We start from the raw sequence: 13971 nt of genomic DNA, 5'->3' as shown, positions 1-13971 counted from the left end.
GCTGCGTCGCCGTGACCTTGTCGACTACCAGATATGGACGCGCTGATCTGGTGCCAGGTATAGCGCATCGCCGGGCTTTACACCGAATGCGTCGTACCACCCATCGACATTGCGAACCGTTGCAGCCCGAAACCTGCCGGGAGAGTGTGGATCGCCCAGCACCTGCGACCGCAGAGCCGCTTCGCGCTCAACGCCGGAGTAGTTCTGCGCAAAGGCAAGGAAGAACTGCTGATCGCCTGTGAGGCCGTCGATGACCGGCGCTGCCTGACCATGCAGCGAAGCGTGGAAGGCATCGTAAGCAGCCTGCAGCCCGGCTGCGTCGGCAATGTTTTCGCCCAGCGTCTGCTTGCCGTTCAGGTGCAGATCGGGAAAGGGCGCGTACGCGTCATACTGCGCTGCAAGGGCGGCGTTCGATGCGTTGAAGTGGGCCAGATCTGCCTGCGTCCACCAGTTCCGCACGCGGCCCTTGCTGTCGAACGCGGCTCCCTCACTGTCAAAAGTGTGCGAGACTTCGTGGCCGATGACGGCGCCAATCGCGCCGTAGTTCACGGCGTCTGTCGCGGCAGGGTCGTAGAAGGGCGGCTGCAGAATCGCTGCAGGGAAGTTCAGACCGTTATCCAGCGGCAGGTTGACCGCGTTCACAGTTTGCGGCGTCATCGTCCATTCCTTGCGGTCCGTGGGCTTGCCAATCTGCGACAACGCGTAGCGGTACTCAAACATCTCGTCGCGGACGTAGTCTCCCAGCAGATCATCCGGCTTGATTTCCAGGCCGGCATAGCTCCGCCATTTGTCAGGGTAGCCAATGCCCACCTGCAGCGCGTCGAGCTTGGTGATGGCTTCGGCGCGGGTCGCTGCGTTCATCCAGGTCAACGTCTGCAGACGGGTGCGAAATGCAGCCATCAGGTTGGCGACCAGCGCCTGCACCTTAGCCTTCTCCGCCGCCGTGAAGAACTGTTGCGCATACAGCTTGCCAACCGCGTCACCCAGGTCCGCGCTCACCAGGCCCACAGCGCGCTGCTGCCGAGGGCGCTGCTGCTGCGTGCCGGTGATGGCCTTGCTGTACTCAAACCGCTCCTCCGCAAAGGCCTTGCTGATGCCACTGGTGTGCGCATCCACGAAGTGCGCCACCAGAAAGTCTTTCCAAATCTCGATTGGCTGCGAGGCGACGAGCGCGGACTCCGCTGTGAAGGCTGATGGCTGCCAGACGATGAAGCTTTTCTGTGTGCCAAGGCCGGCCGCCGTGAAGAAGGCCTTCCAGTCCAGGCCCGGTGCCTTGGTGTCGAAGTCGTTCATCGACCAGGGGTTGTTGGCGTGCTCGATGTTCTCGCTGTCCGCCAGTGAAATCTGCTTCTGGGCGATGGCCTTTTCGAGCGACAGGACGGCTGTGGCCCGTTCCTCTGCACGGTCCATCCCCAACAGCCGGAAATTGTTCGCCAGGTGCTTTCCGTAGGCGTCCAGGATGGTCTTCATCCGTGGTGCATCGCTCAGGTAATAGTCGCGCGTGGCCAGCCCGAGGCCACCCTGCAGCAGGTACGGCGCGTAGTGGTCCGGGTCGTTGAATCCGGGGGCGACCCACAGACCGAAGAGGTTGGCTGTGTGGTAGTTCGTGTTGTTCAACGCGTCCACATCGTTGCGGAGCGACCGGCCGAGCTCCACCGCGAGATCGTGACGTGTCTTTACTGCCAGGATCGGCTTCAACTGCGCGTCGAGCGTGGCTCGGCCATGCGCCTCAATCGCAGCCTCGTCCATGTAGGCCTTGTAAAGGTCCGCGATCCTGCGACCGTCGGAGCCTGCGGGAGCCTTGTCCAGCGCGGGGTCGGTCACGATGGCGGTCACATGGGCCAGCGCCCGGTCGCCCAGGATAGAGAAGACGCTGATACCGGAACGATCGGCCGGGATCGTGGTCTTCGCAACATAAGTGCCGTTGGCGAACTTGTAGAAGTCGTCGCCGGGCTTCACCGAGCGGTCCATCGACGCGGTGCTCACGCCGTGCGACTGCGTCTGTGCGAATGCTGTTGAGGCGAAGGCGGCGGCAAGGCCGAAGGAGACAACGGTAAGGCGAAGAGACATCCAGGCTCCGGGGGGAAAACGTGAAAACCATTCTAAGACCGGGCCGGATCGTTCTGGCCAGAGCTGCAATGGTTCGACCGGGGGAGCAAACATCCGGGCGGGAAGCCGACGTCACACGATACACGGCCATTCAGAACTCGTGTTGCGGCTTAGCCATTGCTTCGCACGCTGCGTGAAAACACCGAATCTGGCGCGTTGCCTGGGCGCTGAGTCTTTTCGCGGAGGTTTTGCGTCTAACGAAGTGTGATAATCTGTGGCTCGCTGGAGAAGTGCGCCTTCGTGGTCCGGTCCTCGCACGACCGATAACCTTGCGCCCGCGGTCTTTGATACCGCACTAATGCTTCCCTGCTCAGATTCATTGCATCCATAAAGGGAGTCGTGTCTGCGCCCGCACCCTGGCGTACCCCCTCCCCTGCACAATTTTCCGGATTGGAGCCAAATACCCGTGGCCGAAGAGATCGATAAGTACGAAGAAGACGTAGACCGGATGATTGATACCGGCAAGGAAAAGGGCTACCTCACATACGGTGAGGTGAATGACCTGATCCCTGAAGGCATTACCTCCGCAGATGACCTGGACGACCTGCTGACCACCATCAATACGCAGGGCATCGACGTTCTGAACGGTGATGACAAGTTTGAGTCGCGCGACAAGTACGGCGAAGAGTCGGAAGAGAACGACGATGTCGAACTCGACCTGACGCCCGGACAGCTTGAGAAGACCAACGACCCAGTCCGCATGTATCTGCGTGAGATGGGCACCGTTCCGCTGCTGACGCGCGAAGGTGAAGTCGAGATTGCGAAGCGCATTGAGCGCGGACAGCTGCGCGTCATGAAGGCCATCTCGCGTTCTTCCATCGTGATCCGTGAGATTACAGCGCTGGGTGAAGACCTGAAGCGCGGCGTCCGTAACGTGAAGGAAGTAGTCACGTTCGACGAGGACGAGTTGACGGAAGATGTCCTGGCCGCACGCGTCAAGCAGACGGTCAAGCGCATCGATGCGCTGGTGAAGCACCAGGCCGAGGCCCAGTCCGCAATGGACAAGCTGGCCGAAGGCAAGGCAAAGACGCAGAAGGAGCAGCGTAAGCTGCGCTGGATGGCCGGACGCGAACGCGTCAAGGTCACCCGCATCGTCCGCGAACTGAAATACACCAACGCGGAGAAGAAGCGCCTGCTGGACAAGGTCAACAAGACCGTCGACAGCATGCGTACGCTTGAGCGCCAGATGAAGAACCTCGACATCAAGTTCGAGGCTTCCAAGTCGGAAGAGCTGCGAAAGGAATATCGCCGCCAGCAGAAGAACTGCAAGGTGGATCTGGATCGCCTGGAAGCGGAAGCCGGCCTGACGACCGAGATCCTCAAGCGCACCCAGCGCGAGATGGTCCAGGGCGACATGGACGCCGAGCGCGCCAAGCGCGAGCTGATCGAGGCCAACCTTCGCCTCGTCGTCTCCATTGCGAAGAAGTACACCAATCGCGGCCTGCAGTTCCTTGACCTGATCCAGGAAGGCAACATCGGCCTGATGAAGGCCGTGGACAAGTTCGAGTATCGCCGCGGCTACAAGTTCTCCACGTACGCAACGTGGTGGATCCGCCAGGCGATCACGCGCGCCATCGCCGATCAGGCCCGCACCATCCGTATCCCGGTGCACATGATCGAGACGATCAACAAGCTCATCCGTACCAGCCGTCAGCTGGTGCAGGAGCTTGGCCGCGAAGCGAGCTCGGAAGAGATCGCGAAGCGTATGGATATCCCTGTTGCGAAGGTCCGCAAGGTCCTGAAGATCGCGCAGGAGCCCATCTCGCTTGAGACGCCCATCGGTGAAGAGGAAGATTCGCACCTTGGCGACTTCATCGAAGACCGCATGGCCGTATCGCCCTCAGACGCCGTGATCGCGGTCAACCTGAAGGAGTACACCAGCCAGGTTCTGCGTACGCTGACGCCGCGCGAAGAACGCGTCATCAAGATGCGCTTTGGCCTGGAAGACGGCAGCGAACACACGCTGGAGGAAGTGGGACAGAGCTTCCAGGTAACGCGTGAGCGCATCCGTCAGATCGAGGCAAAGGCTCTCCGCAAGCTCCGTCACCCCAGCCGCAGCCGCAAGCTGAAGGCGTTCGTCGACGGTGTCAAGGAATACTAAATACCACCGAATCGAAAGAAAGGGCCGCGAGCGATCGCGGCCCTTCTGCACAACATCAGACAACGGCGTTTATAAGGATCTATCCGTGTAGTGTCTGGTAAGCGACTTCTCATTCGGGTGAGTTGCCCTTGGAAGGCGATCCAATAAGCATCGAAGACCTACTGCTTGGTGTCAGCGAATTACGCGAAGCCGTTGGGCTGCTTTGCCGGTTGGCGCAGCGATTGCGCCAACGACTACAAGGTCCGCTATCAGTCCTTTCCAGACAACGACCCCACTGCGCCAGACCCATTCCTGGACATACCCACCTTCGCGATAGAACGTAAATGGAAGACCGTAAGGGCGGAAACTGAAATTGCCATCGATTGGGCGGAGGTAGTTCGCGATGTTCAGAAGCAGAAAGCCGAATAACGTCAAAACGCTCGCCGAAAGATACGGATTTGACCTTCGCCCATCACCTGTCCAATGTCTTAGGATCTCGTTACCTGCAGAACTACACATCAAGACGATCACCACCCCGCCTACAACCAACGGGAACTCCATAGCCCTAGCTTCCCGCGTAAAGTCTGGCTTGCCGTGCAAGAAAGTGATATGGGTGTGGAGAGCAAACAACGCTGCTAAAATCGCGGGGTAGGACCACGGCCTTTTGCTTCTCCAGAGCACGCCGAATATTGCCGTGGTGATGTAGTATCCGTGTACGAAAAGCATAACGGCGACCACGACGCCAAAAACCCATACCTGTGCAGCCGGGTTGCCATGTCCGCTACGCGAGGCGGCATCATTGCTTCGGATCAGCAAAACTTCCAAGAGGGCACCAAGCATCCAGGCCTCTAGCAGCCTCTCCAGCAACCAAACTAGTACACGTTTGACTGTGACCATAGAAAAATTACAGAACGCTTCAGCTCCATCGTAGCCGATGGCTTCCAATCAGTTAGCGTGGATCGACAAACTGGAGCTAATCCATTTGGACGAGAAAAAGGCTTTCGGACGTTTGACCTCTCCTTTGCCGAGATTAGTACCGAGAAGTCGGCTTATCGGGTGTTAATTCGCGGCCAGCCCGTTAGTTCACTTTTTCCCAATAGCTCCGGTAGACCAGAGAGCCCATGCGACCAGCGCGGGCTGGAAGAACAATCTCGCAAACCGCTTCCCATCGGTATCCAGGCCAAACGCGCTGCGGCGGTGCTGGTACTGCGCGATGTTGCCGGGGAAGATTGCGGTGAAGAAGCCGGCGGCGGCGCTGCCCACCAGTTGGCGGAACTCCTCCGGCGCCAGCAGCAGAGCGGCGCCCAGTGTGATCTCTCCCACACCCGACAGCAGCACGACATCATCGACATCCATCGGGATCCACGGCGGTACCTGCGCCTTGAAAGGCTTGCGTGCGAAGGTTAGGTGCGAGGTTCCGGCGAACATGAGTGTCAGGCCCAGGCCGATGCGCGCGGCATCCTGCAGCGGGCTCGTTCGGGATCGGCGAAGAGAAAACAGCTTCGACATAGGGAACTCCTTCCCGTCCTAAGATGCACATGGACGCTGACACGCGCGCCTCCACAAAGCAGCCACCTGGCATATGCTTTGTGGAAGACTTTTCGGAGGCGACCGACCGATGCCAATCACGCGACGCAACTTTCTTCAGCTTGGTGCTGCGGCCACTGCCGCGGCGGCTCTGCCCTTGTCCTTTGCCGATCCGCTCGGCATGCCCATCGGCTGCCAGACGTATCCGATCAAAGACATGATCAAGGCGGACTTTCCCGGTGCGTTGAAGTGGGTGCAGGCCGCCGGCTTCAAGACTATTGAACTGTGTTCGCCCTTCGCCTACCCGGACTTCCTTCCGCTCGGCAGGTACAAGCCGCAGGAGCTGCGCGGCATGCTCGCCGACCACGGCATCACCTGCATCAGCGCGCATTTCGTTCCAACGGAGCTCTACCAGCACGGCGATGAACGCATCGCCTATGCGAAGGAGTTCGGCATGACGCAGATGGTGGTTGCGATGCTTGGGCCGTACAAGCCCACCGGCAAGGAGACCGTCGACGACGTAAAGCGCTACACCGACGACTTCAATGCTTTTGCCGTAAAGGCACATGCCGCTGGCATCACGGCCGTTCTGCACAATGAAGGCTTCGTTTCTGCCCGCATTGATGGCAAACCTGTTTATGACATGATGATCGCGCAACTCGATCCGACGAATGTGAAGCTGCAGTTCCAGGTGTCGAGCATGCAGGCAGGCTACGATGCGGTCACTTATTTCAACCGGTACAAAGGCCGCTACATCTCTATGCACTGCCAGGACTGGGTCGTCGGACCGGACGGTAAGACGAAGCAGGTGCCGCTTGGTAAGGGCGTGGTGGATTGGAAGTCAGTCTTCGCTGCCGCAAAGATCAGCGGCATCAAGAACTACTTTGTCGAGCTGGAAGAGGATCCGGAACTAATGCCGCCCAGTGTTCCGTATCTTCATTCTCTGAAGGTCTGACGGCGATCGTCGTTGGGAAACGGAAGCATCGGTGATGTGGTGAGATAGGAAGACATGCCGCCTGCGATACCTGCTCCTCACATCACCGTGCCTGATTTCCTGCCAAAGGAAGAGCACGCACGGCTTCTGGCCTGGACTCTGGAGAACCAGGATCTGTTTGTACCGGCTCGCGTCTTTACCGGCGTGGATGAAGATCGTCGCCGCGCGCTGGTGCTCTCAGACATTGGTCCCTTCAAGATGCCGTTTGCCGCAGCCGCGGCAAAGCAGTACAAGAGCTGGGTTGCGCAGATGGGCCTGCCGCCCTTCGATGTTTCCGGTGTTGAGCTGGAGCTGGCCGCGCACAACGATGGCGCACACTTCCATCGGCACCTGGATACACAGACGGTTATGGGTGGCGACGGCAGCCACCGCGCGTTGAGTGCCGTGTACTACTTCTATCGCGAGCCTAAGCGCTTCACGGGCGGTCAGTTGCGGATCTATCCGCAAGGCACGGCAGACGGCAGCGTGTTTGCAACCGTGGAGCCGACGCAGAATACGCTGGCGGTCTTCCCGTCGTGGGCTGCTCACCAGGTGATGCGCGTGGAGTGCCCATCACAGGACTTCGCTGATTCGCGCTTTGCCGTGAACTGCTGGTTGCATGTGCGGACGCGTCTCAAGACGGCGTAGTCGATTCGGGCGTTTAGCGACTCGCGCCATCCCATCGAGTCCTTTGCTGATTTATCCTTCAACGCACACGCACAAAGTACAAGTTGAAAGGGGATGGCCATGGACATGCGCACTCTCCTTCTGGAACGGGTCTGCCTACTGGGCTTCTGCACCCTGCTGGTGGTCGCCAATGTGCGCGAGCACCGCAGCATGCGGGGCATCCGCTGGTTTGTCGCCAGCAATGTGAATTACCTCATCGGCGGGATACTCATTGCCGATCGGCAGCACCTGCCCGTGTGGGTTGCCGTGGTGCTGGCAAACTTCCTGTACAGCATGGGTTATGTGTTTCTGCATCGCTGCCTTTCAGAGTTCCTGCGGGCAGACCGTCGACTATGGATCGCGCAGTGCACCGTGGCCACACTGTCGCTGGCACAGTGCATCTACTTCTCCCTGATCCATCCGGATATACGCTTGCGGCTGGCGGCGATTGGACTTGCGACGGGACTGCAGTTCGCCATCTGCGCGGCGGTGGCCTTTGACGGTGGCCGTGTGCGCATTCGCGTGGCCGCCATCAGCATGGGCGGTGTGCTGGCGTTTTCGGCGGCACTGAATCTGACGCGCGTGCTGCTGACACTGGTGTGGGGCACGACGCAGACGTATCTGAAGGCCGACGACATCCAGACATCTGTCGTCATGCTGAACACGATGATCTTTGTCGCAATCGATATCGCGTTTGTGTGGATGATTGCGACGACCCTGCGAAATGAACTGCATGTGCAGGCGATGACTGATCCGCTGACGCACGTGCTCAACCGGCGCGCACTGGAACTGCTGGTGGCAACAGCCGTTGAGATGAGCATGGAAACAGGGCGCCCGTTGTCTGCGATTGCGGTCGACCTGGATGACTTCAAGCGGATCAACGACTCGCTGGGCCATAGCGTCGGCGACACCGTTTTGGTGGACACTGTTCGCAGCATGGAGGCGGAACTGCGCGGCACAGATTCCATTGCGCGTGTGGGCGGGGATGAGTTCGTCATTGTGCTGCCGAACTGCCCTTTGTTCAACGCAGAAGAGATCGCCGAACGGCTGCGCCTGGCACTTGAAGCGCTTCACTTTGAAGCCAGTGACGGCCTGAGGATTCGGGCCAGTTTTGGCGTCGCAACGCTGACGCGCGGCATGACCAGTTGGGAAGGCCTGATCGCAAAATGCGATGAGGCGCTTTACGCCGCCAAGAACGCTGGTGGAAACTTCGTGCACGTCACGTAGGTTGGGTCTTCCACGGCGGATTCGCCCGCAATGATCGAGGGTCTTTTATAGTTCTCCTGCCGGGCTTTCACTGGTCGGAGACGTTCTGAAGGAAGCCGGAGGCCACGCACGCGACACATGCCAATAGCGAAGCAAACCCGCGTGCGCTACCTGATCGTATTCATGCTGTTCGTTGCCAGCTCCTTCAGCTACGGCGATCGGGTCGTGCTATCGATTGTCGGGCTCGCGCTCAGCAAGCAGATGCACCTTGATCCTTCGCGGCTGGGCTGGCTGCTTTCAGCCTTCAGTTGGGCGTATGTAGTCGCGCAGCTTCCCGCAGGTGGCTTGCTGGATCGTTATGGGTCCAAGCGTGTCTACGGCTACAGCATCATCGGCTGGTCCATCTGCGGCCTGCTCGCGGGATTCACCGGATACCTGCCTGCGGCCATCGCATTTGGCGCGTTGTTCTTTATCCGTTTGCTCTCCGGCACGGTGCAGGCCCCGATCTTCCCCGGCAACGGACGCATCGTTGCCGCATGGTTTCCGGCGGCAGAGCGCGGACGCGCATCAGCCATCTTCAACTCATCACAATATTTCGCGCTGGTCTTCTTCGGCCCTCTGATGGGCTGGACGGTCACTCACTTCAACTGGCAGACGTGCTTCTGGCTGGGCGGCCTGATGAGCCTGGCGCTGAGCGCAGCGTGGTTCCGCACGGTCTATAGCGTGAAGGAACATCCCAGCATCAGCCAGTCCGAGATCAGCCACATCGAGATGGGTGGCGGCCTTGCCGGCATGGACTATGGCGCTGCCCGTAAGAACCCGTCCACGCTGACATGGGCTGCGGTGAAGCTATTGCTGAGCAGCCGCATGCTTGTGGGCATTTACCTGGGCCAGTACTGCATTACCGCACTGACATGGTTCTTCCTGACGTGGTTCCCCATCTACCTGAGCCAGGCTCGCCACATGTCGATGCTGAAGGTCGGCTTCGCTGCTTCGTTGCCGGCATTATGCGGTGTGGTGGGCGGCATCCTGGGTGGTGTAGTGAGTGACAAGCTGTTGCGACGCACCGGCAATCTGTCCGTCGCGCGTAAGACACCCATCGTTCTGGGCATGCTTTGTTCCCTGACGATGATCGGCTGCAATTACACCGACAACACCACCATCGTCATCGCGCTGATGGCGCTTGCCTTCTTCGGCAAGGGCTTTGGAGCTCTGGGCTGGACGGTCATTGCCGACGCAGCGCCACGCAGCATGACCGGACTGACGGGCAGCCTGTTCAACCTGTTCGGCAACACGGCGGGCATCCTGACGCCGATCATCATTGGCTACATCGTCAAGCGCACGGGCTCGTTCAACCTGGCGCTGGTGTATGTGGGTTTCATGGCGTTGTGCGCCATCATCTCGTACCTCTTCATCGTGGGTGACATCCACCGTGTTGAGTTCACACCGGAACAGATCGAAGGCAGGGCATGATTTCGAACATCACCGGCGCGCCTGTTGTCACCGCAATGCGTGTCATCCCCGTGGCTGGGCAGGACAGCATGCTGCTGAACCTGAGCGGCGCACACGCTCCCTTCTTCACGCGCAACCTGGTCATCCTGACGGACAACGCGGGCAATACCGGCGTGGGCGAGGTCCCCGGTGGCGAGAAGATCCGGCAGGTGCTGGACGAGGCTTCCCCTTTGGTGATCGGCAAGTCCATCGCAGCCTATCGCAATGTGCTGCAGGCGGTGCGCGCCGCCTTTGCCGATCGCGATGCGGGTGGCCGCGGACTGCAGACGTTCGACCTGCGTATCACCATCCACGCCGTCACCGCGATTGAGGCGGCGATGCTGGACCTGCTGGGCCAGTTCGTGAACCTTCCCGTTGCGGCATTGCTGGGCGATGGGCAGCAGCGCAAGTCCGTCGAAGTGCTCGGCTATCTCTTCTACATCGGCGACCGCACGAAAACGGACCTGCCTTACCCAAGCGATACCGATGCAGAGGACGACTGGCTGCGTCTGCGCAACGAAGAGGCGCTGACGCCGGAGAGCATCGTCCGCCTTGCGGAGGCGACGCACGATCGCTATGGATTCAACGACTTCAAGCTGAAGGGTGGCGTGCTGGCCGGTGATGCGGAGATGGAAGCGATTACGGCGCTGGCCGAACGCTTCCCGGAGGCTCGCATCACACTCGATCCCAACGGAGCATGGCCGCTGAAGGAAGCGATCCGTCTGTGCAGCGGCAAGCAGCAAGTGCTGGCCTATGCGGAAGATCCCTGCGGCGCAGAGGACGGCTTCAGCGGGCGCGAGATCATGGCGGAGTTCCGCCGCGCAACCGGCCTGCCCACCGCGACCAACATGATTTCGACCGACTGGCGCCAGTTGCAGCACACGCTCCAACTGCAGTCCGTCGACATTCCGCTGGCCGATCCGCACTTCTGGACTATGGAAGGTTCCGTGCGCGTGGCGCAGATGTGCCAGATGTGGGGGCTTACCTGGGGATCGCATTCAAATAACCACTTCGATGTTTCGCTGGCTATGTTTACGCATGTGGCCGCTGCAGCGCCGGGTAAGACGACCGCCATCGACACACACTGGATCTGGCAGGACGGCCAGCGGATCACGAAGAATCCATTGCAGATCGAGGGTGGCATGCTGACCGTGCCGGAGATGCCGGGCCTTGGCATCGAGATCGATATGCAGCAGGTAGAGCTGGCGCACGAGGTCTACAACAGGCTGCCGGCCGGCGCGCGCAACGATGCGATGGCGATGCAGTACCTGATCCCCGGATGGACCTTTGATCCCAAACGGCCTTGCCTCGTACGGTAGACCTCAACAGGCCGACGACGGCCCTTCGGTAGAGTGGTAACGTGCGCAGCCCGCACGATCTTGCTGACGGATAGACATGGACCCCAAGACTCTAGCATCGACCATCGGCTCCGGCCTGCTCTCCTTCCCGGTCACGCACTTCACCGCCGACGGTGACTTCAACGAAGACTCGTACCGCAAGCACCTGGCGTGGCTGGATGCGCACAAGCTGGCCGCGCTGTTTGCCGCGGGCGGTACGGGGGAGTACTTCTCGCTGACGCTGCCGGAGTACAGCCGCGTGGTGAGCGCCGCCGTCGCCGAGACCGCGGGCAAGATGCCGATCCTGGCTGGCTGCGGTTACGGCACACGCACGGCGATTGAGTTTGCCAAAGCCGCTGAAAAATCCGGTGCGCAGGGGCTACTGCTGTTTCCGCCGTACCTTGTGAATCCGGATCAGGATGGACTCTTCCGGCATGTGAAGGCGATCTGCGATTCGACGTCGCTGGGCGTCATCGTCTACAACCGCGACAACGCGATTGCGACGGACGTGACCATTGCGCGCATGTGCGACGCCTGCCCGAACCTGGTTGGTTTCAAGGACGGCGTCGGTGACCTGGAACTGATGATGAAGATCTATCTGCGAATGGGCGACCGGCTGACGTACATCGGCGGCCTGCCCACGGCAGAGACGTTCGCGCTGAGCTACCTGGAGATGGGCGTGACGACTTACTCGTCGGCGATCTTCAACTTCCTGCCGAAGTGGGCGACCGACTTCTACGCCGCGGTCCGCCGTCGCGACCACGCGTTCGTTGCCAGGGAAATGCGCGAGTTCGTTGTGCCCTATCTGGCGATCCGCGACCGCCGCAAGGGATACGCGGTCTCCATCGTGAAGGCAGGCGTTCGCCTGATGGGTCACGATTGTGGCCCGGTACGCACGCCGCTCAGCGACCTGACAGACGACGAAACGACGCAGTTGAAAGCCTTGATCGGCAACCGCACCTAAGCAGTAGGCTGGTTGCAGCAGGTTTGGAGAGAAACACATGGCAGTGACTGGAGCAATGCTGATTGGTGCCGAGGAAGTTCTCGGGACGCAGGGCGAGATGCGCGCGGCAAATCCCGCAACCGGTGCGGAGTTGGAGCCGGTCTTCGGCGGTGGATCGGTCGCCGATGTGGCGAAGGCCTGCGAGCTTGCCGAGCAGGACTTCGACGCCTTTCGCGCGGCGCCGCTGGAGATGCGCGCAGTGCTGCTGGAGACCATTGCGCAGAACCTGATAGACCTGGGCGATGAGCTCATCGAACGCGCAATGGCCGAGAGCGGACTGCCTAAGGCTCGCCTCGAGGGCGAGCGCGGACGTAGCTGCGGCCAGTTAAAACTCTTCGCATCGCTGGTGCGTGACGGCCGGTTCCTGAATGTCGTCGTCGACACTGCCATGCCCGATCGCAAGCCGCTGCCGCGCAGCGATCTGCGCTCGCGCAAGATTCCCGTTGGCCCGGTCGCTGTCTTCGGCGCAAGCAATTTCCCTCTCGCGTTTTCAGTCGCTGGCGGCGATACCGCTGCGGCGCTTGCAGCGGGGTGCCCCGTCGTAGCAAAGGCACACCCGTCGCACCTGGGCACCTCGGAACTTGCGGGGCGTGCGATTCAGGAGGCTGTTGCGAAGTGCGGCCTGCCTCCGGGTACGTTCTCGCTGCTGGTGGGCGTAGGCAATGAGGTGGGCGGCGCGCTGGTGAAGCATCCCGCCATCCAGTCCGTCGCGTTCACGGGGTCGCGCAAGGGTGGGCAGGCGTTGATGGCGATTGCCGCCGCGCGCCCTCAGCCCATCCCCGTCTTTGCCGAGATGAGCAGCATAAACCCGCTCTTTCTGCTGCCCGCAGCTCTTGAAGCACGCGGTGCGGCGATTGCTACCGGCCTCGTCGGATCGGCGACGCTGGGCGTGGGACAATTCTGCACCAAGCCCGGTCTGATCTTCGGCATTGCGGGCGAGACGTTCGATGCGTTCACGAAGGCCGCGGGCGAGGCAATCTCTGCCGCGAACGCCGCGACGATGTTGAACGCAGGCATTCAACAGGCCTTCGCGCATGGTGTTGTATCGGTAGAAGCCATCAGCGGCGTCACCAGGCTGGGCGCGGGCGGTGAGGCCCCGCATCCCGTCGCAGCGCAGCCCGTTCTGTTCGCGACGACGGCTGAGAGCTTCAGTAAGAATCCAAAGCTGGGTGAGGAGATCTTTGGGCCCGTCGCGCTCGTGATCTCGTGCAAGGACGACGCCGAGATGGTCCATCTTGCCAACCAGTTTGAGGGTCAGCTGACGGCCACCATGCATCTGGAAGCAGCGGACCACGCGCTCGCCGCGAAGCTGCTGCCGGTGCTGGAGCGCAAGGCTGGACGCATCGTGATCAATGGCTTCCCGACGGGTGTAGAAGTCTCGTACGCCATGGTGCATGGCGGACCTTCGCCTTCGACTTCGGACGCGCGCGTGACGTCCGTTGGTGCCATGGCGATCGAGCGGTTCCTCCGACCGGTTTGCTACCAGGACTTCCCCGCCGATTTGTTGCCTGCCGAATTGCAGGATGCCAACCTTGCGACGAAACCCCGGCTCGTGGACGGCAAGCTGCTCACCGCATAG

11 protein-coding genes are annotated in these 13971 nt (G+C 60.6%); 8 read left to right on the top strand and 3 right to left on the bottom strand.

Features of this window, described 5'->3' with window-relative positions; translation table 11 throughout:
- Positions 1 to 24: 24 nt before the first annotated feature.
- Entirely contained in the window at positions 25 to 2070 is a 2046-nt protein-coding gene (locus tag BLW03_RS12000; RefSeq protein WP_074654303.1) for a M13 family metallopeptidase, read from the bottom strand.
- Between the two features lie 445 nt (positions 2071 to 2515).
- Here BLW03_RS12000 and rpoD point away from each other — a divergent pair, with 445 nt between their 5' ends.
- Positions 2516 to 4210 carry an RNA polymerase sigma factor RpoD gene (gene rpoD, locus BLW03_RS11995; RefSeq protein ID WP_074654302.1) on the top strand — a complete coding sequence of 565 codons (1695 nt, stop codon included), beginning with the start codon at positions 2516 to 2518 and terminating at the stop codon, positions 4208 to 4210.
- A 171-nt stretch (positions 4211 to 4381) separates the two neighbouring features.
- On the opposite strand, the gene BLW03_RS11990 is transcribed toward rpoD, so the two are convergent.
- Together BLW03_RS11990 and BLW03_RS11985 are read right to left on the bottom strand one after the other, a co-directional pair.
- A complete protein-coding gene (locus tag BLW03_RS11990; protein ID WP_139285185.1) occupies positions 4382 to 5134 on the bottom strand; it encodes a hypothetical protein in 753 nt (250 codons plus the stop codon).
- A gap of 138 nt (positions 5135 to 5272) precedes the next feature.
- On the bottom strand, positions 5273 to 5698 hold the full coding sequence (locus BLW03_RS11985) for a DoxX family protein (RefSeq protein ID WP_074654300.1): 426 nt from the start codon (positions 5696 to 5698) through the stop codon (positions 5273 to 5275).
- A gap of 109 nt (positions 5699 to 5807) precedes the next feature.
- Between BLW03_RS11985 and BLW03_RS11980 the strand changes: the two genes are divergently transcribed.
- The 7 genes from BLW03_RS11980 to BLW03_RS11950 all read left to right on the top strand — a co-directional run bounded on the left by BLW03_RS11980 (position 5808) and on the right by BLW03_RS11950 (position 13971).
- Positions 5808 to 6671, top strand: coding sequence for a sugar phosphate isomerase/epimerase family protein (locus BLW03_RS11980; RefSeq protein WP_074654299.1), 864 nt, complete (start codon positions 5808 to 5810; stop codon positions 6669 to 6671).
- Between the two features lie 54 nt (positions 6672 to 6725).
- Positions 6726 to 7337 carry a 2OG-Fe(II) oxygenase gene (locus tag BLW03_RS11975; protein WP_074654298.1) on the top strand — a complete coding sequence of 204 codons (612 nt, stop codon included), beginning with the start codon at positions 6726 to 6728 and terminating at the stop codon, positions 7335 to 7337.
- Between the two features lie 105 nt (positions 7338 to 7442).
- Positions 7443 to 8582: a GGDEF domain-containing protein gene (locus tag BLW03_RS11970; protein ID WP_170835026.1), complete on the top strand. Its 1140-nt coding sequence runs from the start codon at positions 7443 to 7445 to the stop codon at positions 8580 to 8582.
- Positions 8583 to 8699: 117 nt separating this feature from the next.
- Positions 8700 to 10034 (top strand): MFS transporter, encoded by a 1335-nt coding sequence (locus BLW03_RS11965; RefSeq protein ID WP_074654296.1) that lies wholly within the window; start codon positions 8700 to 8702, stop codon positions 10032 to 10034.
- Positions 10031 to 11371 (top strand): glucarate dehydratase, encoded by a 1341-nt coding sequence (gene gudD / locus BLW03_RS11960; RefSeq protein ID WP_074654295.1) that lies wholly within the window; start codon positions 10031 to 10033, stop codon positions 11369 to 11371. Before BLW03_RS11965 ends, gudD begins: the two co-directional genes overlap by 4 nt.
- Positions 11372 to 11447: 76 nt before the next feature.
- On the top strand, positions 11448 to 12353 hold the full coding sequence (kdgD, locus tag BLW03_RS11955) for a 5-dehydro-4-deoxyglucarate dehydratase (RefSeq protein ID WP_074654294.1): 906 nt from the start codon (positions 11448 to 11450) through the stop codon (positions 12351 to 12353).
- 37 nt (positions 12354 to 12390) lie between these two features.
- Positions 12391 to 13971: an aldehyde dehydrogenase (NADP(+)) gene (locus BLW03_RS11950; protein WP_074654293.1), complete on the top strand. Its 1581-nt coding sequence runs from the start codon at positions 12391 to 12393 to the stop codon at positions 13969 to 13971.

Origin of the sequence: Terriglobus roseus, from assembly GCF_900105625.1 — a bacterium.
Taxonomy (GTDB): Bacteria; Acidobacteriota; Terriglobia; order Terriglobales; family Acidobacteriaceae; genus Terriglobus; species Terriglobus roseus_B.
Note: the sequence above shows the minus strand (reverse complement) of the source record. Positions and strands in the feature narration are given on the sequence as shown.